Source organism: Pseudoalteromonas sp. CnMc7-15 (assembly GCF_022347925.1).
Lineage (GTDB): Bacteria > Pseudomonadota > Gammaproteobacteria > Enterobacterales > Alteromonadaceae > Pseudoalteromonas > Pseudoalteromonas ruthenica.
Genome location: NZ_JAKRFT010000001.1, coordinates 207,137 through 229,666 on the forward strand (window position 1 = coordinate 207,137; position 22,530 = coordinate 229,666).

The window sequence follows — 22,530 nt, forward strand, 5'->3', positions numbered from 1 at the left end:
TGCCACCTCGGTGCAACTTTTTGCTGCTAAGTTCACAACTGGTGTGTAAATAATCGATTACAAACAAGGGAATGGAAAATTACTGAGGCTCGTCTAGGCTTTAGGAACCAAGCTCAAACACAACAACAATAATTTAAGGTGTCCGTGTCGTGACCAGAACAACCCATGCGTTGATAGAGCAGTACCGCCAATGTCGTGAAAACAGCGAAGCCTTGGTGGCAAACCTCAGTGCTGAAGATTGTCAAATTCAAGCAATGGCTGATGTGAGCCCAATGAAATGGCACTTGGCGCACACCAGCTGGTTCTTTGAAACATTTTTACTTGCGCCAAAAAAGATTATTTCTGCGCCTTTCCATCCTGATTTCAAGGTGCTGTTTAATTCCTATTATCAAGGTATCGGTGAGCAGTTCTCACGCCCTCAACGGGGCGTGTTATCTCGTCCTTCATTGCGCCAAGTGATGGATTATCGCCACTGGGTTGATAACCACGTTGTTGCTGCCCTTGAGCATGATAGCGATGGGTGCGCAGAGTGGGTCAACTTAGGGATTGCGCATGAACAGCAGCACCAAGAGTTAATGCGCATGGATATGCTTTATAACTTCAGTGTTAATCCGCTGTACCCAAATTTTAACGAGCACTTAGTGTGTCCCTCGAACGAGCAACCCAGGCAGTGGCTGGATTTTGCTAACACAGATGCGCAAATAGGGGCGCAAACGGGCTTTAGTTTTGACAATGAGCGTCCCCGTCACCGCGTCTATATTAATGAGTTTTCCATTGCATCACATCTTGTCACCAACGCAGACTATCTGGCCTTTATCGACGCAGATGGCTATCAGCGCAGCGAGTTTTGGCACAGTGATGGCTTTAGTTGGTTACAGCGCCAGAAGATAAAAGCGCCGCTGTATTGGCGCTACCAGAATAACAATTGGTATGAATTCACCCCCCAAGGGTTAATCCCGCTTGTGATGAATGCACCAGTGCGTCATCTCAGCTTTTATGAAGCCAGTGCCTTCGCCCAATTTAAAGGCGCGCGGTTGCCGAGTGAGTTTGAGTGGGAGTGGGCCATGGAGCAAGCTCAAGCAGGTCATTGTGATATCGCACAAATTGATGACTGCGCTTGGCAGTGGACTTTAAGTAGCTATCAGCCATACCCTGGGTTTCGGCCATTTGCGGGCGACGCCGGGGAATATAACGGAAAGTTTATGGTGAATCAGCAGGTGCTCAGAGGTGGGTCGTATTTCACCCCCAAGCAGCATACGCGATTAACGTATCGCAACTTTTTTTACCCCCATCAACGGTGGATGTGTAGTGGCATTCGCCTCGCCAAGGACAGAATCTATGAGTAACCATGCATTGCCATTCACCTGCCGTCAGAGCTTTTTGGATGACGTTATTGATGGCCTATCGCGAAGTCAAAAAACGCTGCCATGCAAATACCTGTACGACGACTTTGGTGCGCAATTGTTTGAGCAGATCACGGCGCTGCAAGAGTACTATCTTACGCGCACAGAATTGGCCTTGCTGGCACAGTATGCGCAGGACATCGTCGCGCACTTGCCGACACAGGCAACCGTGATCGAACCCGGCTGCGGCTCGGGCCAGAAAGTCGCGTATTTACTGGATAACATGCCTGACGTAAATGGCTTTATACCCCTGGAAATTTCCACAGAAATGTTGCTGTATACTCAGCAGCGTTTGCGCCAGCGCTTTGCCCACGTCAACATCCACCCACTGCATGGTGACTTTACCCATGGCCCGACCATCAAGGCGTTAGTGCAACAGCATGGCCTGAATGGCAGCAATAATGTGGTGTTTTTCCCAGGCTCAACCTTAGGCAACTTTTCCCCCATCCATGCAATTGAAGTGCTGCATAATTTACGTACGCTGTGTGGTCACAACGGCCGTGTGCTCGTTGGTATTGATTTAATTAAAGCGACACCACGATTATTGGCCGCCTATGATGATAAAGAAGGGGTTACCGCTGCGTTTAATCGTAATCTACTGACGCGTATTGCGCGCGAGTTAGGCGCACATCTGTGCTTAGAGCACTTTCGCCATGAGGCCCGCTTCAACAGTGAACAACACCGCGTTGAAATGCACTTGGTGGCGAATCAAGACACCTGCATCAGTGTGCGGGATCAGCGTTTTACGCTTCGTGCAGGAGAGTCCATTCATACCGAAAATTCGCATAAGTACACGTTAGCGAGCTTTAGTTCCTTGATTGGCAATGCCGGATTGACATTGGTAGATAGTTGGTGCGATTCGCAAGGGGATTTTGCGCTGTGTTTAGTGAAGCCGCAGCGCTAACACCTTGGCAAAAATACGCACATATTGACCCGATAACTTATAGTTTAGGCGACTCGAACCCTGGTGGATGACTGCGCTATTAACACCATAATGACGGTGCAGCCAGGGCGCTATCACAGCGAGGGCAGATGCGGTTGCCAAGTCCTCCGGGTTACCGAATTGCGGCGCAAAGTAGCGACATTGCCAATGTCGTTGAAGGTGACTCGGCTTATTGATGACGATCAGCGCGTTGCGGCGCGTAGCAAGGTGGTCTAAATCCACTTCAAGAAAGCGAAGATCGTCGCTGTCACATTGTATGAAATCATAGCCAAAAGGTTCGCTGCCAGTGAAGGTCAAAGGCAGGTTTACGATTTTTGATAAGCTGTTGTCATTGCAAGGGCTTGCTTCAAGCGCGTCAAAGGTTAACATTGCTTGAGCGTTGACAGCCAGTCCGCCGCTAAGAGGCTCTGTTTTGGAGCACATTGATTTGCCATTGGCGCTGCACGCAATGTGAGCGAGAGTGCCGTGACCGCAGCGGCGCACAGCATGGCCGTTTTGCCACCATTGGATCACTTGTGAACGAGCGTGGTTAGTCACAAAGGTGCATATCACAGGCGCTAAGCGCATTGAAATATGACGGCAGTGATGGGCCTGTAATCGTGGCCCATCAAACACCCAACTGGGGTTGGCCCCTCGGCCCGATAGCTGACTGAATACCTTGGCAAAGTAAAGCGCGCTGCAGCCAAAGCGTTTACTCAAGCGCAGCGCAAGCTTTGATTTTGCCGGATACAGCCTATGCTTTGGGCGTTGCATAGGCCGCTTGGTGAGTGTTGGCTGCTCGACCTGACGGGTCAGCGTTATCGGCAAAAGATGCATCCCAAGCTAAAGCCTCAGGGGTTGAACAGGCCACGGATTTGCCATGAGGCACACACCGGGTTGGCGCTTCTCCTGGGAAGTGTTGACTGAAAATACTGCGATAGAAATACGCCTCTTTGGTTTGTGGCGTGTTTAGTGGGAAACGATAGTGGGCATTGGCCATATCAATATCACTGACTTGGGTATCGACATAGTCCTTCAGTGAGTCTATCCAGCTATAGCCAACGCCGTCGGAGAACTGCTCTTTTTGTCGCCACAGCACATCGTCGGGTAAATAGCCTTCGAAGGCTTGGCGAATAATGTGTTTTTCTATTTTCCCGTCTTTACACATTTTCGCCTCAGGGTTAATGCGCATGGCAGTATCGACAAATTCTTTATCCAAAAACGGCACTCTGGCTTCCACCCCCCATGCTGCCATTGATTTATTCGCTCGCAGGCAGTCGAACATATGCAATTTAGAGACTTTACGATTAAGCTCTTCATGGAACTCTTGCGCGTTGGGGGCTTTATGAAAATACAAATAGCCACCAAATAGCTCATCGGCGCCTTCTCCGGAAAGCACCATTTTTATGCCCATGGCTTTAATTTGCCGGGCCATTAGATACATGGGCGTGGACGCGCGTACTGTGGTGACATCATAGGTTTCTAAGTGATAGATCACTTCTTTTAAGGCATCAATGCCTTGTTGCACGGTAAAGTGAATGGGGTGATGAATAGTGCCTATTTGTTTGGCGACTTGCTCTGCGGCAGCTAAGTCGGGCGACCCTTCTAGACCAATAGAGAATGAATGCAGGCGAGGCCACCATGCATCACTGGCGTCATTGTCTTCTATGCGTTTACTGGCAAATTTTTGTGTGATTGCCGAGATCACCGACGAATCGAGCCCGCCAGATAGCAATACGCCATAGGGAACATCACACATTAACTGGCGCTTTACCGCTGCTTCCAAACCTTCACGCACGGCTTTGGCTTCTGCAGGGTTATCCTTGACGTTGTCAAAGTGCTGCCAATCGCGTTGATAGTAAGGGCGATACTCTCCGATATCACTGTCAAGGTAGTGGCCCGGAGGGAATTCTTCAATATGATTGCAAATAGGGGACAGTGCTTTAAGCTCACTGGCAACATAAAAATTGCCTTGCTCGTCGCGGCCTGTGTAAAGGGGCACGATACCGATATGATCGCGGCCAATCAGGTATTTATTTTTGCGCTCATCATACAAACAAAAGGCAAAGATACCGTTTAAGTCATCTAAAAAGTCACTGCCTTGTTGTTCGTACAAGGCTAAGATCACCTCGCAATCGCTTTGCGTTTGAAAGTCAAAATCGATTGTTAGCGTCTCAGCGAGCTGTTGGTGATTATAAATTTCGCCGTTGACTGCCAAAACATGACTTCGATCGGCGTTATACAAAGGTTGAGCACCGCTTTGAACACCAACGATAGCCAGTCGTTCATGCACCAAAATGGCATTATCGCTACTGTAAACACCAGACCAATCGGGGCCCCGATGACGTAATAGCTTGGACATATCTATGGCTTGCTCGCGCAGCTTTTGTGCGCCAGATTTTATATCCAGCACGGCAAAGATTGAACACATGGTTTTTCCTCATTCCTGTTACTTCACCTTTGTTGTATCAGAAAAAATTTGCCAAGTCACACCGCAATTTACCTCTTTAATGCAAATTTAATGCACTGAAATAAGTCATAAAAAAGCTGTTATGCACCATAATAGGTCGGAGTAAGTTTGTTGCGGGGAAAAAGCAACAGCTTTAGCACATTTTCGGTCGATAGGCGTAATTGCGACGCACCAAGGTGGTGCGCCTTAGCTAGGATGAGGGGTGCACTTTGTCGAAAACCAAAGCGCGATACCTTAGCGAGCGTGTTGGCGCCCCCGCATGGCAATCTCAAGGCGGTTAAGTTCATGCTGGTGGGCTGCATTTATCGCTTCTGCTTGTGCTAGGCTCACGGCCTCGAACTGCAACTCGCCGCCGGCGCGAGCCTGCCCTAAGCGGGGCAAGTCTGCACTGATCACGTGACCGAGAATAGGGTAGCCGCCCGTTGTCTGACAATCATTAAGCAACACAATGGGCTCGCCATTGCCAGGTAATTGGATGGTGCCGGGGCTCACCGCTGTGCTGGCGATCCCGAGGTAGTGGCTCAGGCGCTCATGCTGTGGCCAATGCAGTCGCAATCCCATGCGGTTACTTTGCGGTGCAACTTGCCATTGGCCTTCAATAAAAGCGCTTTTGATTGATGCGGTTAAACCATGATCGCGTTGTTCCGGGATAAAATGAATAGGCCCTTGGCGGGTCGGTAAGCGGGCCCCAAAACCCTGCGGGTGAAAGTTGCTAGGGTGGATGGCTATTCGCTCACCCGCACTGAGTGCACGACCGTGATTGGCGCCCAAACCGGCCATGATATCGGTGCTGTAGCTACCCAGTTCTGCCGTGGCGGCAATGCCTCCGGCAAAGGCAAGGTAACAGCGCAGGTTCAGTGCGCTGGAAGCGAAAGTCAGTATGTCACCAGGCTGCGCTTGATAACTCCAGCCTGGGTCAACTCGAGCACCATTGAGATTAGCACTCATGTCGGCGCCACTGAGTGAAAAGCACTGGCTACTGCAAAATTTTAGCTGCGCCATGCCCAAGGTCACTTCAAGCGCTGGCGTATTATCTGGGTTCCCCACTAATCGGTTGGCAATACGCAGGGCATCACTGTCGGCAGCGCCTGCTTGCGATACACCCAAATGGCGATAATTGAATCGCCCCAAATCCTGAATACTTAACTGTGGGCCGCTTTTTATCACTTCAATCATGGTTTACCTCCACAAAGCGAATAGTATCACCGGGTGCAAATAAAGCAGGGGGGGTATTATGTTTGTCGAATAAACACAGATCAGTGTAGCCAATCAGGTTCCATCCCCCTGGGGATTGAGCAGGATAAATGGCGGTTTTATCGTGAGCGATGGCGACGGTGCCTTTTTTCACTTCGGTACGGGGCGTGTCTAGGCGCGGTAAATGCAGCGCTTTGGGGAGCCCACTGATATAAGCGAAGCCAGGTTGAAAGCCAAGAAAATCGACCTCGTACAAGGCGCTACTGTGTAGCTCTATGACTTCCTTAACACTCATCTTGCTGGCCTCAGCTACGGCTTCTAAATCAATACCGTATTCGCCCCCATAGTGCACAGGAATGTCGTGGTGTGCGTGACTGAGCGTTGTTTCGTCAAGCTGATGCCACGCTGTTAGTAATTGCTGCTGCAACTGCACAACATCAGTGCCGTGAGCGCAATACAGAGTCAAACATTGATGGGCGCTGACCACATCAATACAACCACCTTGATTTATATATGTGTTGGCCAAGTGATTGACCATGCGCTGCTTGTGTTGATGCTCAATGCTGTCTATGGCACTGCAATCGAGTACCAAGGTATGGGTATCAATATGATAAAAGCGCGGATCAGGTCTCGCTGTGGCCATAAACTCCTCACTGAGTTGTTGTTATTGTGCTAGCAAATTAGCATAAATGCGGATAATTAAGTACCGCGTGCGATAAAGTTAAACCCGTGGCAACATCAAAGCGCTAATAGCCCCTGCAATGCCGAGAATGCTGTAAATTAAAATGAGTTCAGCATTGTTGAGCCAGTGGCTTAACAAGCCCAAACTGCCAAACGCCAATAAACAGACCCCTATAACCGTATTGCTTACCGCCACATAATCTGTCCGTTTATTGCCCTCTGCCATATCAACCACGTAGGTTTTGCGTCCTAAACGCACGCCTTGGTGGGCAATAGTTAATACCAGATACATTGCTGGCAAAAAGGCAATATGACTCAACAAACTAGGGTAATAGGTCGCGACCAGATAAACGGTAAAACCATTGATGCTAACTAAAGTGGCGCCTAAGACGAGCACATGCTTACTGGATAAATCACTGAGACGCCCCCAAATCGGTGCAGAGATTAAGCTGGAGACGCCGGAAATTCCCATAAATAAAGCGAGTAATGAAAAGTCGAACTGTTGTTCACTGGCCAACACAATATAAAAAGGGGCGCTTAATGCTGAACACAATAGCAATGCTCGGGTTAGCACAAAGTGCGCAAATTGTTTGTCAGTCTTAAGTAAAGTGAGCTTGCCCAGCGCATGGCGAAGGCCATTTCGACCTCCTTCTGTAGCGCCGCTGTATTCACGAATACGACCATAGGTGAGGGCGGCCATTAGCCATACAAGGGCACCGCAGGTTAAGGCAATAAGTACCGCTGATTTATCCCCTTGTTGTTGATAAAACCATAAACCAAGGCCAAAGGTAATGGTCGCAAGCCCAGCTGCACTTGCCGCAAAACCCGATAAACTGCCCCGTTGCTGCTTGGGGATGACCTTGCCCAGTACATCTTTCGCAGCGACGGAGTTAAACCCGCGCGCTAAGGAAAACACCACCAGCAAAGCGATGATAGCAAGCCCCGCTGTGGTGCCTTGCAAGGTTAACCCCACTACGACCATGGCAAATATACAAAGACTTTGCACTATGGCACCTAGCACCCACACCCACTTGCGCACCGCTAAAGTACGAATAAAGTCGGCAATTGCTAATTGCGGTAATAATGAGCCAGACTCGCGAATAGGCACCAGCCACGCGATCAGTGCACTGGGAACCTGTAAACTTTGCATCAACCAAGGCAGGGTGACTTTAGGGTTGAGCAGCGCATCAGCAAACTTGCTGAGAATTTGTGCCAGTAGCAAGGTTAAGTAATTGCCGGGCACCACTTTGCAGGCATTTTCGTCGATGGCTTTACAAGCGCGTGCATCTTCGACGTTGGCGAGGCGTTCATATATGGCTTCTTTGGTCAGTTTGTTTTTCATGCGTGTACTCAATGAATAAATTTATTGGTGTGAACGGTCAACTAAAAGACACGCTACTGCGTAAAGCAATAGCATAGGTCTGGCGGTACCGTTGTATTCACTCTACGTACTTACAGGGCTTCTATGATCATTTAGTTTAATGAGGCTAGCATGTTTAACAAGTTGTTTTTTCTTCTTATTTTTCTCGTTACCAGCACAGCAGCCATGGGCGCAGACAACAATGACGCACAAATGAGTGTCGCGAAAGAACGCGTCGTGCTCGGAGCTGGGTGCTTCTGGGGGGTTGAAAAACGCTTTGAAGCTCTCCCTGGAGTGCTCGATGCTCAGTCAGGCTATGCCGATGGGCGTGGTTTCAAACCGACATACAAAAATATCATTGCTGCTAAGCGGCGCTATGATGAGAATAACTACGCTGAGGTGGTGAGGGTGACCTTCAATGCCAATGCCATCTCATTAGAGCGTATTTTACGGTTTTATTTTGAGCAACATGACCCCACCCAAGTCAATCGCCAAGGGAATGACCGAGGTACGCAATATCGCTCGACCATACTCACTTACAGCAACGAACAAACTGAACTTGCGCAGCGAGTAAAAGCACAATACCAAGCATTATTGAGCGACGCGGGTTACGGTAAGATAGCTACGCTCATCAAACCGCTCGATAAATTCCATATGGCTGAGCGCTATCATCAAGACTACTTGCGTAAGAATCCCAATGGATACTGTCCGGATCACTCTACCGGCGTGGTGTTTAACGCCAAGGAGACAGACCACCAAGACAACACTCCGCTGCTTGAGGGCAAACACATTGTCGTTTTAGACTCACCAAACTATTGCCCTTATTGTGAAAAGTTTAAACAAGAGGTGTTGGCAAGTTATCAGGGCACGATTGACGTACATTTACGTTACGCTTCGCAGCTTCAAGACCTTACAATTACTTCTGAGACTTACGCCACCCCCACCATTTTATTTATAGAAAATGGCCAAGAAGTAGCTGCGCACCAAGGTTATATGCCACCTGAGCTATTCTACAAAGCTCTCGGCGCCTTTAAACTGGGTGATTCAGAAGCATACCGGGTAGCATTCGCCAAAGGGACGGACAGCCGATTTTGTAAGCAATATGAGGTGTTCAAAAACACGCCGGACGGAGTGTTTGTTGATAAACTATCAGGGGCACCACTGTTCGATACTCGCGACCGCTTCAATTCCGGCACCGGTTGGTTGTCTTTCACTCAGCCGGTGGCAGGGCAAGTGACTCGTCATCAAGACAACAGCTTCGGTATGCAGCGCATTGAGATCCGCTCCAAGTCGTCGGGCATTCATCTGGGTCATGTGTTTCCCAATGAGGGGCCTGGTGGCAAGGCGCGCTATTGTATCAATGCGACGGTGTTAGAGTTTTTGCCTCGGGATGAATTTAACGGGCGTTCGTAACAATATCTCAGCCACTGCTGTCGAACAGCTTTTTGCGCACCAAGGCTCGATACTCACTGGGGCTTTGCCCCAGCTCTTGACGAAATAGGCGATTAAGAAGGGCTTGATTACTAAAGCCTAACTCCATTGCGATGTCGTTAATCGTTAAGTTCGAGCTGGCGAGCAGCTCTTGAGCGCTTTGAATTTTCAGTTTACGCCAATATTGGTTGGGGCTGAGGCCTGCGGCCTGTTTAAAACGCCGGGTGAGGCTACGCTGAGAAATATCAAAGGAGCTTGCAAGTCCAGTAATACTCAGCTCAGCGCTTAAGTTATTTTTCATCCAAAACTGGATTTGCGCTATCAGCTCATCAGGATGGCGTTCATTCATCCCCTCTAGATAACGCTGCTGTTCATAGGGCTTACGGACCTCATGTGAGAAGTTACGCTGCACATGTAAAGCACATGCGCGACCGTAGAGGCTTTCTAATAGATGAACAATCACATCTGCGAGCGCGTTAAGGCTGGCAACACTGTATAGCCCTTCGGCTTGGGTGATGAAGTATTCCGGTTTTAGATCAACCTTGGGGTAGTCACGTTTGAACTGCGCAGCATAATGCCAGTGCGTGGTGGCAGGGTGACCATCCAGCAACCCAGCCTCTGCTAAAAAGCAATTGCCAGTACCCACCCCTATCATGGCTGTGTGCTTGCAGTTCATCGCCCGTAATGCCGTTACCAATGCATTTTGTTGGCGCAATACTGGTCTGGGGTTGCGCCACAGGCTCGGTAAAATCAATAAATCACAATGCGAAATATCATCATAGTTACGGCCTGGAAAAAACGGCAATCCGCTGTGTGCGGTAACCGGCTCTTGGTTATGGCTAAGCAGCTCAATACTCAGTGCCCGACAATTTGGCACATGGCGCTTAGCATAGGCGTAGCCAGCCTGAAGCATCTCAAACGGCAAAGTTAAGCTGGTGGCCAGCATATGCGGATACAGGGCAATCATGACGTTGTAAGGGGACATACAAAGCTCCGACCACTTTAATTTGGCTATTTTTAATAAATATATGGCCATTAAAGCACAAAGGCTTGGTGTAGTTCCACTTACACTAGAGGCATATAAAGTCTTAACGTCTTAGAGTTATTATGAAAGCATTACCTGTCATTGTCGCTATGGGTGGCATCAATGCCGCTGGCCGTACTTCGTTTAACCAAGGGTTTCGTCGTGTTGTACTCGATGCTTTAGGGCAGCAACAGCGCCAAGAAACCTTACTTGGTCTTGCTGCGCTTATGAATTTGGTGAGTAAGCAAGAAGAGCAATTAGTTGATGGCGATGGAAATACCATTACTCTTGACAATGTTGAGAGCCAGCTTGGCGAACAAATTTTATCGGGTACGCTAATTCGCCGCATTGAGGCGACGCACTTTGATGTGGGTGCGACTCACTGGCAGCAAAAGTTAACTGGCCACAGCGAACAAGCGATCACCTTTACCACGCGAGCACGACAATTACCTTCGCCAGTGCCTAGTAACTGGCAAATAACTGAGCTAGATAAAGGCCAAGTTGAAGTACGTATCAACGGCGAATTTACCTTTAAACATGATAGTTTCCGAGATAACCCGATTAAAGCGGCGGGGCAATTGCCAACGGGCTTTGACCCGTCGGTGTTATATAATAGCCGTTATCAGCCTCGGGGGCTGCAAGCGACAATTTTTGCAGCCAGTGATGCTATCCATTCCAGTGGCCTTGATTGGCAAAAAGTAATGAGTGCTGTAGCGCCCGATCAAATTGGTACTTACAGCGCCTCGGTAGCGGGGCAGGTCAATAGCGAAGGCTTAGGCGGTCTATTTCGTTCCCGTTTACAAGGTGATCGCGTCAGTACTAAGCAGTTAGCGCTTGGTTTAAACACCATGTCGACGGATTTTATCAATGCCTACGTAACCGGCAGTGTCGGCACGACGTTTACCACATCGGGTGCCTGTGCCACGTTTTTATATAATCTGCGCGCTGCGGTGAATGATATTACCGCTGGGCGTACGCGCGTGGCCATTGTTGCTTCAAGTGAGTGTGCCATCGAGCCGGAGATTATTGAAGGCTTCGGGAATATGGGTGCGTTGGCCAACGATGATAATTTGAAAAAGCTTGATAACACCGATGAAGTCGATTATCGCCGTACTTCCCGCCCGTTTGGTGACAACTGCGGTTTCACCATAGGTGAGGGGGCACAAGTCACCATTCTTATGGATGACGCCCTAGCCTTAGAGCTGGGTGCGCAAATACGTGGCAGTGTGCCAGAGGTATTTGTAAATGCCGATGGGTATAAAAAGTCAATAACTGCGCCAGGGCCGGGTAATTACATCACCATGGCCAAATCTGTGGCCTTAGCCCAAGCCATGGTCGGCGATGAATCTTTAACACAGCGCAGCTTTGTATTGGCGCATGGCTCAAGTACGCCGCAAAATCGCGTCACTGAGTCTGCTATTTACGACCGTATTGCCAGCGCCTATGGTATTGAGCAATGGCCTATCGTAGCCCCGAAAGCCTATGTGGGCCATACCATCGCGCCAGCCAGTGGCGATCAGCTCGCCTTTGCATTGGGGGTGTTTGATACCAACATCATGCCGGGGATCACGACCATCGATAAAGTGGCTGATGATGTGCACGATGACCGCTTACATATCAGTTTGACCCATCGTCACTGTGAGGCGCAGGACGTTGCCTTTATTAACTCGAAGGGCTTTGGTGGTAACAACGCTACTGCGCCCGTGCTAAGCCCCGAATTGACCAAAAAGATGTTGGCTAAACGTCATGGAGAGCAGGCGATGAGCGAACACCACAAGCGCTTGCAAAGTACCCTTGATCAGCAGCAAATTTACTGGCAACAAGCACAGCAAGGTGAATTCAACATCATCTATCGCTTTGGTGAAGGCCTAATCGATGAGGCTGATATTCACTTTGATCAGCAGCAAATGCGCATTCCCGGGTTTACAAACTCGGTGAAACTTAACATTGAGAACCCTTTTGCAGATATGAAATAGCGCAACCATTGTTCATTGATTATGGGCTGCTGCCATAATCCTTGGAGATTTGCGCAATAAACCAGCAGGTCACTCAGGTGGCCTGCTTTATCACGGTAAAGCAATTGCCTCGGGCGCAGCCTGTAGCTAAAATACGCGTTTGTCTTTATTGCTCGGTGCGTAGTGAAAAACTCCCTAGAACGTAAAGCGCTGGTGGTGTGTGTCGCTATTGCGGCGATCACCGCGTTATGGCCCCAGGGCCTAAAAACGTTAATTCAACCTGCCATTCAAACAGCTATTGCCTACTTGGGCAGCGGCTTTTTCCTGTTTGTAAACGCGCTCCTGCTCGCTTTGTTGATGTTGTGCTTTAGTCCCTTGGCGGGAAGAAAAATGGGTGGGGCTGATGCCCAAAAAGAGTTTTCCACTTTCGGCTGGTTGGCCATGCTGTTTGCCGCAGGTATGGGCTCGGGGTTGGTGTTTTGGGGCGTCGCTGAGCCGGTATTGCACAGCCATCAAATGCCTCTTAAGCACAGCATGTATCCCGAGCCAGTCGCCGCCAGTATGGCCTTAACTATGCTGAATTGGGGCTTTCATGCATGGGCACTTTACGCGGTATTTGGTTTGATGCTCGGCGGTGTTACGCGGGCGATAAAAAACGCGGATGATCTCAGTGCTCCGGTATTACACGCGTTGCCGGGCTCCTTAGGAGTAAAGCATAAAGTTCGCATCAAACGAGTTATTTACTTTGTTGCCATTATCGCCATCTTTTTTGGCGTGGTGGGCACCATTGCCAATGCCAGTATGTTATTGAAAAATGGCGTCACCATTAAACTTGAGCATTACGGCTTGAGTTTAAACGCACATTGGGTCGGTGCCTTAATGCTGCTCGCGATCACCGCGTTGTATGTTACTTCAGCTCGCTTTGGGCTGCGCCGTGGTATTCAGGTGCTCAGTAAGTTCAATGTCTATCTAGCGTTTATTATGATGGCGTTGGTGATATTGACGGTGCCGCTAACGCCTATTTTGAGCACTTTGTGGAATGGTCTAAAAGAGTACCTGCTGCTGGTGGTTTCAGGTGCATGGCAGTTTGACTCGCAATTAAAAGATGCTGATTGGGCCTCAACCTGGACCTATAATTACTATTTTTGGTGGTTGGCGTGGGGGCCCTTTGTAGGGCTGTTTTTAGCGCGTATATCTCGAGGTCGACCGCTATGGCAATACATTCTCGGTGTGACTATTATCCCAACTATGGTCAGCTTAGTGTGGTTCAGCGTATTAGGGGGCTCAGCACTGGCATTGGATAGCCAGACCCAAGCGGATTTAGCTGCCGTGATCAGCGCCGATTACACTCAAGGTGTGTTTATTTTCTTCTCGCAACTCGGTGGTGTTGGCGAACTATTGGCGTGGCTCAGTTTGTTATTACTCATGGTGTTTGTGGCCACCAGTGCCGATTCTGCGCTGCTGGTGATCCGCCAGCTCTGTGAAAGCGTGCACTCGCGCGCCTCACTCATTTTATGGTCATCAGCGATGGCGGTGATAAGCCTCGCATTGCTGCTTATTGCCGATGAACCGCTTAACCGCAATATTGCGGTGATTGGTGGTATTCCTTTTTTACTGATCTTTATTGTGCAACTTGTGGGGTTTATTCGCGCATTTACCCAAGAGCTGCTTGACGACTCGCAGCAACACCCTCCCGAGTAATGACACTCAGGAGGGGGTTGGGATTAAGCTAAGTGCTTGGCGTGAAAACGCAAATGTTGATCAATAAAGCTGCTAATAAAGAAGTAGCTATGATCGTAACCGGGATGTTGCTCGAGAATAAGCGCAATGCCCGCTTCATCAGCGCTTGCTTGTAGCAGCTCAGGTTTAAGCTGCTGTTGCAGGAAATCGTCAGCCAACCCCTGACTGATCAGGAGCGGGGGACACTGCTCGGCGTTAGTCTCTGCCAGTAGTAAGCTACTGTCATATTCGCGCCATGTCTGCTTATCATTGCCCAAATAGCCGGCTAAGGCTTTTTCACCCCAAGGACACCGAGTGGGGCTCGCTATCGGTGCAAAGGCACTGATACTGGCAAACTTATCGCTATTACGCAGCCCTAATACCAACGCGCCGTGACCGCCCATGGAGTGGCCGCTGATGCTTTGCTTACCACTGACCGGGAAATGCTCGTTAATAAGCGCCGGTAGTTCCTCATTGATATAATCATACATCTGGTAGTGCTGATCATAGGGTGCTTGCGTGGCATTAACGTAAAACCCAGCACCCAGGCCGAAATCATAGGCACCTTCTTTATCGTCCGCAACTTGTTCGCCACGAGGGCTGGTATCAGCGGCAACGATAATAAGACCAAGCTCAGCAGCACTTTTGAATGCTGCTGCTTTTTGCATAAAATTCTCATCGTTGCAGGTTAAGCCGGAAAGCCAATACAGCACCGGCGCGCGCTGACTTTCATCCACCCCGGGTGGTAAATAGATAGCGAACGTCATCGTGCAGTTGTTGACGGCAGATTCATGGCGGTAGCGTTTATGCCAACCGCCGTGAACCTTGTTCTTTGAGATCAGTTCAAGGCTCATAGTACCCTCTACTTATCAAAATGGATGACGCTGCGAATGCTCTTGCCTTGATGCATCAGATCAAACGCCTCGTTGATATCCTCAAGGCCCATGGTGTGAGTTATGAAATCATTAAGAGCAAATTCGTTGTTTAGGTAACGCTCTACAATTTCTGGTAACTCTGAGCGTCCCTTAACGCCACCAAAGGCACTACCGCGCCATACACGACCGGTAACCAATTGGAAAGGACGGGTAGAAATCTCTTGTCCAGCACCGGCAACACCAATGACTACGGACTCACCCCAGCCTTTATGACAGCACTCTAGAGCACTGCGCATAACATTGACGTTACCAATACACTCAAACGAGAAATCAACGCCGCCGTCGGTCATCTCGACAATGACCTCTTGGATAGGCTTGTCGTAATCATTGGAATTAACCAAGTCAGTGGCCCCCAGTTTTTCTGCCAGGGCGAACTTGCTCTCGTTGATATCAATGCCGATAATACGGCTTGCACCGGCCATTTTCGCGCCAATGATGGCTGACAAGCCAATGCCACCGAGACCAAAAATAGCGACGGTATCACCCGGCTGTACTTTTGCAGTATTGAGCACCGCACCCATCCCGGTGGTGACGCCGCAACCAAGTAAACACACTTCTTCCAAAGGCGCTTCTTTATTCACTTTTGCTAATGAGATTTCCGGTAGGACCGTGTACTCCGAAAAGGTAGAGGTGCCCATGTAGTGATAAATTGGCTCACCGTCTTTATAAAAGCGTGTGGTGCCATCTGGCATCAGGCCTTTACCTTGGGTTTCGCGAATTTTCTGACATAGGTTGGTTTTGCCAGAAGTACAGAATTTACACTCACCACACTCTGGCGTATAAAGTGGAATAACATGATCGCCTACCGCCACACTAGTGACTCCTTCGCCGACGGCTTCAACAACACCGCCTCCTTCATGGCCCAAAATGGCAGGGAATATGCCTTCTGGATCTTCACCAGAAAGAGTGAATGCGTCAGTGTGGCATACGCCAGATGCATGGACTTTAACCAGCACCTCACCGGCCTTAGGCATCATGACATCCACTTCTTCAATTTTAAGTGGTTGCTTTGGACCCCAGGCTACAGCAGCTTTTGATTTAATAAATTCGGCCATTTTTGTGTTCCCGTTTATGTAAAAGTGGTGAAATTATTACACAATATGATACTTTTTGGCCCAGATTAATATACTTTTACACAGAGGTAATAATGCGCTGGCAAGGTATGGTCGAGTTTGTCGCTGCTGCGCAAGCGGCTTCTTTCACTCAAGCAGCCAAACAACTAGGCACATCCGTGGCGCATATAAGCCGCTCGGTAAGCGCTTTGGAGGAGTACTACAATACTCAGCTGTTTATCCGCAGCACACGTAAAGTGGTGCTAACGCAGCAAGGTGAGCTGTTGTTGCATCATGCTAAAAAGGCGCAAGCGGTACTGGAGCAAGGGGAGTGGGCTCTCAAAGAGCAACAAGCGCAGCCCAGTGGGCAACTTAAAATTACCGCACCGGTGATGTTTGGTGAGCAATTTATTATGCCCTTGGTGCATCGCTTTATGGCTAAATACCCTAAAGTGAGCGTCAATATGATGCTCAGTAACCAATCTCTAGATTTGATATCAGAACATATCGACTTGGCCATTCGTATCGGTGAACTGGCTGACTCCAACCTCACCGCACGGCGCATTGGTGCCCGCGCTGTGGTGGTTTGTGGCGCACCTTCATACCTTGAGCAGCAGGGAGAGCCTTATGCTTTAAGCGAACTCAACTATCATCATTGCCTAGTTGGTCATTCGGATTATTGGCGTTTTGCTGAGCAACAACGGGTGCGCCATGTGAAAATCAGTAAAACCCGGCTGCGCTGTAATAGCGGTTGGGCACTAGCGGATGCCGCCAAGCAAGGACTAGGATTGGTGCAACTGCCTGATTACTACGTGCGTAGCGATTTACAACAGGGGCGTTTGCATGAGGTATTGCAACCATTTGCGATACGCAAAGAGCCCATTTGGGCCGTCACCCCGGCTAACCTTTACTTGGCGAATGCCACCAAAACCTTGCTAGATTACTTTGCCGATCACCTCAGTGAAACGCTCAAGCCTAATTGTTAAGCCTAGCTCTGTGTAAACACAGGTGATGGGCGCGTTGGGATACCTATTCGCTGGCCCCTGTGTTAGCATCATCGCTTTGCAATTGGACTGTTAACCTGTTGATGTATAAGCCTGTCAGTTTATTTATTGGCCTGCGATATTCGCGACTCTCCAAAGGCAGTGCCTTTGTGTCTTTTGTGTCGTTTTTCTCCATCGCTGGCATCGCCTTAGGGATCACCGCCTTGTTTACGGTTATGTCGGTGATGGATGGCTTTGAAAACAACCTCAAACGCTCAATGTTATCGATGATCCCTCATCTGCAAATCGATATGCAGCAACGCAGTGAAGCGCAGCAACAAGCACTGCAGACAAGGTTGCAGCAAATGCCTGAGGTCAAAGCTATCAACCGTTACCATCAAGCGCAGGCGATTGTGCAAAGCGGCGCCGATATCCAAGGTGTATTGCTGCAAGCCCCCTATGAAGCGCTTCCTGAGCATGTCACTGAACATGTTGAAGTAGGCGATAGTAGGCAGGTTTTTGCCCAGCGCTACACCATCGCCATTAGCCGTTACCTTGCTCGTTCTTTGCAGGTCGGCTTGGGAGACACGTTGCGTGTGACCATTCCCAGTGTCTCGACCTATACCCCTATGGGGCGTATTCCCGCACAGCGATTGTTTACCATTAACGCTATCTATCGCACTGGATCGGAGCTTGATATGCATACCTTGTTCACCTCCGGCGAATCATTACAACGCGTGATGCGCATCCGAGAGCAAGCGCACGCGCCATTAGAAGTGATGCTCAAGGACCCTTTCTTAGTAGATGAGGTGCTACGTAAACTTCCCATCGGCCAGCGTGAAGGCATAACCGATTGGCGGCAAAGTCAGGGAAGCCTGTTTTCAGCGGTGGCAATGGAAAAGCGTATCATGAGCCTACTGCTAGGACTGATTATATTGGTGGCGGTATTTAACATTGTTTCGTCGTTGACCATGATGGTGCGAGAAAAACAAGGTGAAGTCGCTATTTTGCAAACATTAGGGCTTAACTACCGCCAAGTGGCTCGCGTGTTTATGGTTCAGGGTATGTACAATGGTGTAGTGGGTAGCATTATCGGCGCTGTATTGGCACTGTTGGTGGTGAGCAATTTGAATACCCTTTTAGCGAGTATAGGAATCCAGCTTCTAGGGCAGCAGGAGCTGCCCGTGGTGGTATCCTCTATTAATTTATTAGCGATTGTTGCCGGAGCAATTTTTATGAGCTTTTTAGCAACGCTATACCCAGCAAAAAAAGCGGCGCAGGTCCGCCCGGCAGAGGTTCTACGATATGAGTAATGCAGTATTACGCTGTGAAAGCCTAATCAAAACATATGCCGATGCAGCAGAAGAGATTACTGTTTTAAAAGGCATCGATTTATCTTTAGAGCGCGGCGAAAGTGTTGCCATTGTTGGCGCCTCTGGGTCTGGAAAAAGCACTTTGCTGCATATTCTTGGCACCTTAGATGTACCAAGTAGCGGCCAATTACGTATTTGTGATACCGATGTTGCGGCGCTTAGCCGTAAGCAACAGGCCCAATTTCGTAACAAGCACCTCGGTTTTATTTATCAGTTTCATCACCTATTAATGGAGTTTACCGCACTAGAAAATGTCGCTATGCCACTGCTTATCGCTGGGGTCAACGCTAAACAAGCCCAGCAAAAGGCAGCAGCCATGCTTGAGCGCGTAGGGCTCTCACACCGCTTGAGCCATAAGCCTGCCAAGCTATCCGGCGGAGAGCGCCAACGAGTTGCTATTGCTCGGGCCATCGTTAACGAGCCTGCTTTAGTCTTGGCCGATGAGCCCACAGGTAATTTAGACAAACATAATGCCCAGCGTATTTATGAACTTATTGCTCAGTTACAACAAGATTTAGGAACCAGCTTTGTGGTGGTAACCCATGATTTGGAGTTAGCAGGGAAGTTGAGTCGCCAGGTGGAACTTGATGAAGGGGTGCTTCATGAACCTGTGGTGGGCACAGCACAATGAATGCCCTACAGCTAAGCTACCAACTTGCGCGGCGGTTTCGTAAATCTCAGCATCACTCAGGATTTATGGGCTTTATGGCGAAAAGCTCCAGTCTTGGCATTATCCTCGGTGTGGCGGTACTGATATTAGCGCTCTCGGTGGTTAATGGGTTTCAGCAGCAGTTGGTAGAGCGGCTGCTAGCCTTGGTGCCCCATGTAGAGTATGTCGCCGCTGATACCCCTATTGATAACTGGCAAGCGAAACGCCAGCAACTGGCAGAGCAGGATGCGGTAGCCAGCGCGGCGCCTTTTGTTGCTGCCAATGCTATGGCGCAATATCGAGGTGAACTTGCCGCCGCTCAGCTTCGGGGGATTGTGCCGGAGTTTGAAAGCCAAGTATCAATCGCCGATGAGTTTATTGATGGTAAACCTTTAGCACAGCTCACAGGCAATGAGCTTATTATCGGCCAGCAGCTAGCAAAACAACTGGCGGTTAATATTGGTGATGATATCACTTTGCTAATGAGTGATGTGACGAATAAAAGCAAAGGACTGTCTGCACCGATCCGCATACAAGGTCGGGTGGTGGCCATGCTAAACAGCCATGGACCGCTTGATAAGCAGTTGATTTACCTGCCTATGTCTAGGTTGCAATCGGCTTTTTCAATGGCTGACCATCAGGTCACAGGGCTAAGAGTAACACTGCATGATGTCTTTGCCGCGCAAACTCAGGCAATGGCCATAGGCCGTACACTCAGTGATTATGTGTACGTCAATAGCTGGATAAGAACCCAAGGCAGCCTCTATGCGGACATTCAAATGGTTCGCACTATTGTGTATTTAAGTGTCTTTCTGATCATCGCGGTGGCGAGCTTTAATATCGTTTCGTCGCTATTTATGGAAGTAAAAGAAAAACAAAGCGCCATCGCTATATTGCGCACCATGGGGGCCAGTGACTTTGTGATTATGCATGCATTTTTACTGCAAGGTGTGGTGTCAGCGCTGTTCGCGATTATAGTAGGTATTGTTATCGGCGTACTGTTAGCCATGAACATCACCGAACTTTTTGCTTGGTGGAGTGCCTTTATCGGTGAGAACAAGCTGGCTGGGGTCTACTTTATCGACTTTTTACCTTCGCAAATCCATTGGCAAGATATTGTTGCTATTGCTGTGATTGCCCTAGTCATCACTGTTTTAGCCTCTATATACCCAGCTTGGCAGGCCAGTAAAGTGGACCCGGCAAAAGTACTTGGCAATTAACGGCAAAATCCGTCGTAGCTCTTGCAACACGCTGTGGTAATTCGTAAAGTGAAGCCAGCGTTAACAGATAAAAAAGTAGTAACATGTCAGAACAACAAGAACAGCAAAAAGAACAAGAGATTCGCGAATTCCAACGCCACTGTTTCCAAAGTGCGCAAAAGCACTTAGCAGAGAAGGGCATTATGCCTAAATCGGTTGTCGACAAAGACAGTCGATTCCTCGCCCCTTTGTGTGCAGTGTGGAAATTTAGAGCGCAAAACGGCAAAACTTATTGGGTGATCACAGGGCGTTTGCCTGCTGATCATGTTGAGGTTACAGCAGCGACCAACGCACGTGAGGCAATGCGCTATTTCTCGTTGCAGTGGCAAATGCAAGCTGAGCAGCTACTCAATAGCCAAAACTTAGATAAAACCCAACACGACTTTGCACAACTGCTAATCAAGCGCGCTCACGGCTTGTATGAGCTGTGTGACAAAGACGCGTTATGGGTTAATGAACCATCGTAAAGGGGCTTGAGTCACATTGTGCAATAGGGCATTGCAGGCGTTGCCTTGGAATGCCCGCCTCCATAAACACGCACCCACACGGCGAGAAACCCTTGTTCTTAAAGCGCTCGACTTCATCGAGTAAGCAGTTAATGCATATCGATTCTAAGCCATTACTGGCCGCGTTGCTCAGTATGAAAGTGAGCATTTGCGAGTAAATGCCTCGGTTTCGATGGGGCGGGAGCACAGCTATTCGGCCAAGTAAGCCATCTTTACATAGCCGCGCAGTGGCAACGGGTTCGCCGTTATCTGCATAGGCAATAAAGTGCAGGGCGGTTGTATCGCGGCCATCAAACTCGATGGCCTTTGGTATATTCAGCTCACACACAAAAACCCTTTCGCGAATTTGCCTTATTGGGTTGTCTTGTGATCCCCAGTCGACTTGGTGGATCTGATAGGACATATACCCTCCTATTCACTGTACCAGTATCCCTCATTGATCAGTGTAGACAAGGTTTGTCGAAAAAGTAAACAATTTAACGCAGGCTCAAGTTCGGATGTGCAAATGCTTTGCTGATCACACAAGGCTTGTATAACGCCAAGATGCTCAATTGGTAGGGAAAAGCTGTGTCCCTCGACAAATAATATCACCGCGTTATCGCGAGTAATGTATAGGGCTCGTAAGCCTCCTGCCTTGTACAAATGCGGATAATCGCTCACATAGTCACAAATAGTATCTGCACACATGGCGGGTTCAACAGGGAGTAAGTCTTTGTCATGTTTAGGTTGGCTCAACGTTTCGCCAATAAAGCGCAAAAACACCTTATCGTCATCGATTACCTGATGCATTAGCGCGCGTAGGGTGTCGAGCTCGTGTGTTTGAAGTTGGCCTTGGCTGCTACGAATTGCCAGTTCTGGGTCGCCATAGCGATGTTGACCGAGGTCGTGATCGATAAGGTGATCGGCAAAGGCACTCATTAAATCAACTTGGTTGGGAGCGCGAAAGCCCACCGAGTAGTTCAGTGAGGGGGCCACGGCATAGCCTTCGTGCGGTGCATTCGGGGGAATATAGAGAATATCGCCAGGCTCTAGTTGCACATCAATAACGGCCTCAAAGGGGTCGACTTGTAATAATCCCTTATTAGCACTGAATTGACGTAGGTTCTTATTTACTTCGCCAACGCGCCAATGGCGCTGCCCTTGCCCTTGAATAATGAACACATCATACTGATCTAAATGCGGACCAACGCCGCCGCCTGGGGTGGAGTAACTAACCATTAAATCATCAATACGCCAGTTCGGGATAAATCGAAATGGTTCCAGTAATTGACTTGCCTCAGGATGCCAATGGTCCACCGCCTGCACTAGCAAGGTTGAGTCAGACTCGCCAAGGGCGCTAAAGTCTTCAAAAGGACCATTTAGACATTGCCAACTGCCATCATTGGTGACAATCCGTGATTCAATCCCTTCTTCCATAGCAAGCCCGGCAAGCTCTTCGGGCGAGAGTGGGTCATTGAAATCAGTAAAGCCCGCTTTTATCAGCAGGGGCTTCTTTTGCCAATAGTGCTGCAAAAACTGTTCTTGAGTCAGCTCATTGATTGTTAAGCTATACATAGTTTCTCCCAATAAAAAAGCGAAAGGGCAGCCCTTTCGCTTTTATGTTATCACTGTCGA

Annotated in this window: 20 protein-coding genes; 10 read left to right on the top strand and 10 right to left on the bottom strand. The window is 49.0% G+C overall.

Annotation, left to right across the window (positions count from 1 at the left end):
• Positions 1–149: 149 nt before the first annotated feature.
• Together egtB and egtD are read left to right on the top strand one after the other, a co-directional pair.
• On the top strand, positions 150–1,346 hold the full coding sequence (gene egtB / locus MHM95_RS00940) for an ergothioneine biosynthesis protein EgtB (protein ID WP_239383949.1): 1,197 nt from the start codon (positions 150–152) through the stop codon (positions 1,344–1,346).
• Positions 1,339–2,307: an L-histidine N(alpha)-methyltransferase gene (gene egtD, locus MHM95_RS00945; RefSeq protein ID WP_239383950.1), complete on the top strand. Its 969-nt coding sequence runs from the start codon at positions 1,339–1,341 to the stop codon at positions 2,305–2,307. The genes egtB and egtD overlap by 8 nt, the downstream gene beginning before the upstream one ends.
• Here egtD and MHM95_RS00950 read toward each other — a convergent pair.
• The 5 genes from MHM95_RS00950 to MHM95_RS00970 form a co-directional block, all read right to left on the bottom strand.
• Positions 2,287–3,099, bottom strand: a complete 813-nt coding sequence (locus tag MHM95_RS00950; protein WP_239383951.1) for a PhzF family phenazine biosynthesis protein — start codon at positions 3,097–3,099, stop codon at positions 2,287–2,289. The two genes, egtD and MHM95_RS00950, sit on opposite strands and share 21 nt — an antisense overlap.
• Positions 3,080–4,756 carry an asparagine synthase B gene (gene asnB / locus MHM95_RS00955; RefSeq protein WP_151172824.1) on the bottom strand — a complete coding sequence of 559 codons (1,677 nt, stop codon included), beginning with the start codon at positions 4,754–4,756 and terminating at the stop codon, positions 3,080–3,082. Before asnB ends, MHM95_RS00950 begins: the two co-directional genes overlap by 20 nt.
• A gap of 273 nt (positions 4,757–5,029) precedes the next feature.
• Positions 5,030–5,971: a biotin-dependent carboxyltransferase family protein gene (locus tag MHM95_RS00960; RefSeq protein WP_239383952.1), complete on the bottom strand. Its 942-nt coding sequence runs from the start codon at positions 5,969–5,971 to the stop codon at positions 5,030–5,032.
• Positions 5,964–6,632 carry a 5-oxoprolinase subunit PxpB gene (gene pxpB / locus MHM95_RS00965; RefSeq protein WP_239383953.1) on the bottom strand — a complete coding sequence of 223 codons (669 nt, stop codon included), beginning with the start codon at positions 6,630–6,632 and terminating at the stop codon, positions 5,964–5,966. Before pxpB ends, MHM95_RS00960 begins: the two co-directional genes overlap by 8 nt.
• Before the next feature lie 78 nt (positions 6,633–6,710).
• Complete coding sequence (locus MHM95_RS00970) at positions 6,711–8,012, bottom strand: MFS transporter (RefSeq protein ID WP_239383954.1); 1,302 nt, start codon at positions 8,010–8,012, stop codon at positions 6,711–6,713.
• A 204-nt stretch (positions 8,013–8,216) separates the two neighbouring features.
• On the opposite strand from MHM95_RS00970, the gene msrA reads away from it, so the two are divergent.
• On the top strand, positions 8,217–9,443 hold the full coding sequence (gene msrA / locus MHM95_RS00975; protein WP_239384272.1) for a peptide-methionine (S)-S-oxide reductase MsrA: 1,227 nt from the start codon (positions 8,217–8,219) through the stop codon (positions 9,441–9,443).
• A 7-nt stretch (positions 9,444–9,450) separates the two neighbouring features.
• On the opposite strand, the gene MHM95_RS00980 is transcribed toward msrA, so the two are convergent.
• Positions 9,451–10,446, bottom strand: a complete 996-nt coding sequence (locus MHM95_RS00980; RefSeq protein ID WP_239383955.1) for a helix-turn-helix domain-containing protein — start codon at positions 10,444–10,446, stop codon at positions 9,451–9,453.
• Positions 10,447–10,568: 122 nt separating this feature from the next.
• Here MHM95_RS00980 and MHM95_RS00985 point away from each other — a divergent pair, with 122 nt between their 5' ends.
• On the top strand, positions 10,569–12,461 hold the full coding sequence (locus tag MHM95_RS00985) for a beta-ketoacyl synthase (protein WP_239383956.1): 1,893 nt from the start codon (positions 10,569–10,571) through the stop codon (positions 12,459–12,461).
• Positions 12,462–12,623: 162 nt separating this feature from the next.
• Complete coding sequence (locus MHM95_RS00990; protein ID WP_239383957.1) at positions 12,624–14,141, top strand: BCCT family transporter; 1,518 nt, start codon at positions 12,624–12,626, stop codon at positions 14,139–14,141.
• A gap of 23 nt (positions 14,142–14,164) precedes the next feature.
• Here the strand turns inward: MHM95_RS00990 and fghA are convergent, their stop codons facing one another.
• Together fghA and MHM95_RS01000 are read right to left on the bottom strand one after the other, a co-directional pair.
• On the bottom strand, positions 14,165–15,013 hold the full coding sequence (gene fghA / locus MHM95_RS00995) for an S-formylglutathione hydrolase (RefSeq protein WP_239383958.1): 849 nt from the start codon (positions 15,011–15,013) through the stop codon (positions 14,165–14,167).
• A gap of 8 nt (positions 15,014–15,021) precedes the next feature.
• Positions 15,022–16,149: an S-(hydroxymethyl)glutathione dehydrogenase/class III alcohol dehydrogenase gene (locus MHM95_RS01000; RefSeq protein WP_053911303.1), complete on the bottom strand. Its 1,128-nt coding sequence runs from the start codon at positions 16,147–16,149 to the stop codon at positions 15,022–15,024.
• Positions 16,150–16,238: 89 nt separating this feature from the next.
• On the opposite strand from MHM95_RS01000, the gene MHM95_RS01005 reads away from it, so the two are divergent.
• The 5 genes from MHM95_RS01005 to MHM95_RS01025 all read left to right on the top strand — a co-directional run bounded on the left by MHM95_RS01005 (position 16,239) and on the right by MHM95_RS01025 (position 20,877).
• Positions 16,239–17,132, top strand: a complete 894-nt coding sequence (locus MHM95_RS01005) for a LysR substrate-binding domain-containing protein (RefSeq protein WP_239384273.1) — start codon at positions 16,239–16,241, stop codon at positions 17,130–17,132.
• A 101-nt stretch (positions 17,133–17,233) separates the two neighbouring features.
• Complete coding sequence (locus tag MHM95_RS01010) at positions 17,234–18,442, top strand: lipoprotein-releasing ABC transporter permease subunit (protein WP_239383959.1); 1,209 nt, start codon at positions 17,234–17,236, stop codon at positions 18,440–18,442.
• Positions 18,435–19,133 (top strand): lipoprotein-releasing ABC transporter ATP-binding protein LolD, encoded by a 699-nt coding sequence (gene lolD, locus MHM95_RS01015; protein WP_239383960.1) that lies wholly within the window; start codon positions 18,435–18,437, stop codon positions 19,131–19,133. Before MHM95_RS01010 ends, lolD begins: the two co-directional genes overlap by 8 nt.
• Positions 19,130–20,371 carry a lipoprotein-releasing ABC transporter permease subunit gene (locus tag MHM95_RS01020; protein ID WP_239383961.1) on the top strand — a complete coding sequence of 414 codons (1,242 nt, stop codon included), beginning with the start codon at positions 19,130–19,132 and terminating at the stop codon, positions 20,369–20,371. Before lolD ends, MHM95_RS01020 begins: the two co-directional genes overlap by 4 nt.
• Positions 20,372–20,454: 83 nt before the next feature.
• Positions 20,455–20,877, top strand: a complete 423-nt coding sequence (locus MHM95_RS01025) for a DUF4826 family protein (RefSeq protein ID WP_022944159.1) — start codon at positions 20,455–20,457, stop codon at positions 20,875–20,877.
• Here the strand turns inward: MHM95_RS01025 and MHM95_RS01030 are convergent.
• Positions 20,861–21,319, bottom strand: coding sequence for a GNAT family N-acetyltransferase (locus MHM95_RS01030; protein WP_022944160.1), 459 nt, complete (start codon positions 21,317–21,319; stop codon positions 20,861–20,863). The genes MHM95_RS01025 and MHM95_RS01030 overlap by 17 nt on opposite strands.
• Positions 21,320–21,327: 8 nt before the next feature.
• Positions 21,328–22,470, bottom strand: coding sequence for a cupin domain-containing protein (locus MHM95_RS01035; protein ID WP_239383962.1), 1,143 nt, complete (start codon positions 22,468–22,470; stop codon positions 21,328–21,330).
• Positions 22,471–22,530 lie beyond the last annotated feature (60 nt).

Excerpts from the sequence above, each read along its gene's own strand:
- asnB (WP_151172824.1), bottom strand. The coding sequence starts at position 4,756 with ATGTGTTCAATCTTTGCCGTGCTGGATATAAAATCTGGCGCACAAAAG.
- MHM95_RS00960 (WP_239383952.1), bottom strand. The coding sequence starts at position 5,971 with ATGATTGAAGTGATAAAAAGCGGCCCACAGTTAAGTATTCAGGATTTG.
- MHM95_RS01035 (WP_239383962.1), bottom strand. The coding sequence starts at position 22,470 with ATGTATAGCTTAACAATCAATGAGCTGACTCAAGAACAGTTTTTGCAG.
- MHM95_RS01020 (WP_239383961.1), top strand. The coding sequence starts at position 19,130 with ATGAATGCCCTACAGCTAAGCTACCAACTTGCGCGGCGGTTTCGTAAA.
- MHM95_RS01010 (WP_239383959.1), top strand. The coding sequence starts at position 17,234 with ATGTATAAGCCTGTCAGTTTATTTATTGGCCTGCGATATTCGCGACTC.
- fghA (WP_239383958.1), bottom strand. The coding sequence starts at position 15,013 with ATGAGCCTTGAACTGATCTCAAAGAACAAGGTTCACGGCGGTTGGCAT.
- MHM95_RS01025 (WP_022944159.1), top strand. The coding sequence starts at position 20,455 with ATGTCAGAACAACAAGAACAGCAAAAAGAACAAGAGATTCGCGAATTC.
- MHM95_RS00970 (WP_239383954.1), bottom strand. The coding sequence starts at position 8,012 with ATGAAAAACAAACTGACCAAAGAAGCCATATATGAACGCCTCGCCAAC.
- MHM95_RS01030 (WP_022944160.1), bottom strand. The coding sequence starts at position 21,319 with ATGTCCTATCAGATCCACCAAGTCGACTGGGGATCACAAGACAACCCA.
- lolD (WP_239383960.1), top strand. The coding sequence starts at position 18,435 with ATGAGTAATGCAGTATTACGCTGTGAAAGCCTAATCAAAACATATGCC.
- pxpB (WP_239383953.1), bottom strand. The coding sequence starts at position 6,632 with ATGGCCACAGCGAGACCTGATCCGCGCTTTTATCATATTGATACCCAT.
- MHM95_RS00985 (WP_239383956.1), top strand. The coding sequence starts at position 10,569 with ATGAAAGCATTACCTGTCATTGTCGCTATGGGTGGCATCAATGCCGCT.
- MHM95_RS00950 (WP_239383951.1), bottom strand. The coding sequence starts at position 3,099 with ATGCAACGCCCAAAGCATAGGCTGTATCCGGCAAAATCAAAGCTTGCG.
- msrA (WP_239384272.1), top strand. The coding sequence starts at position 8,217 with ATGGGCGCAGACAACAATGACGCACAAATGAGTGTCGCGAAAGAACGC.
- egtD (WP_239383950.1), top strand. The coding sequence starts at position 1,339 with ATGAGTAACCATGCATTGCCATTCACCTGCCGTCAGAGCTTTTTGGAT.
- MHM95_RS01000 (WP_053911303.1), bottom strand. The coding sequence starts at position 16,149 with ATGGCCGAATTTATTAAATCAAAAGCTGCTGTAGCCTGGGGTCCAAAG.
- MHM95_RS00980 (WP_239383955.1), bottom strand. The coding sequence starts at position 10,446 with ATGTCCCCTTACAACGTCATGATTGCCCTGTATCCGCATATGCTGGCC.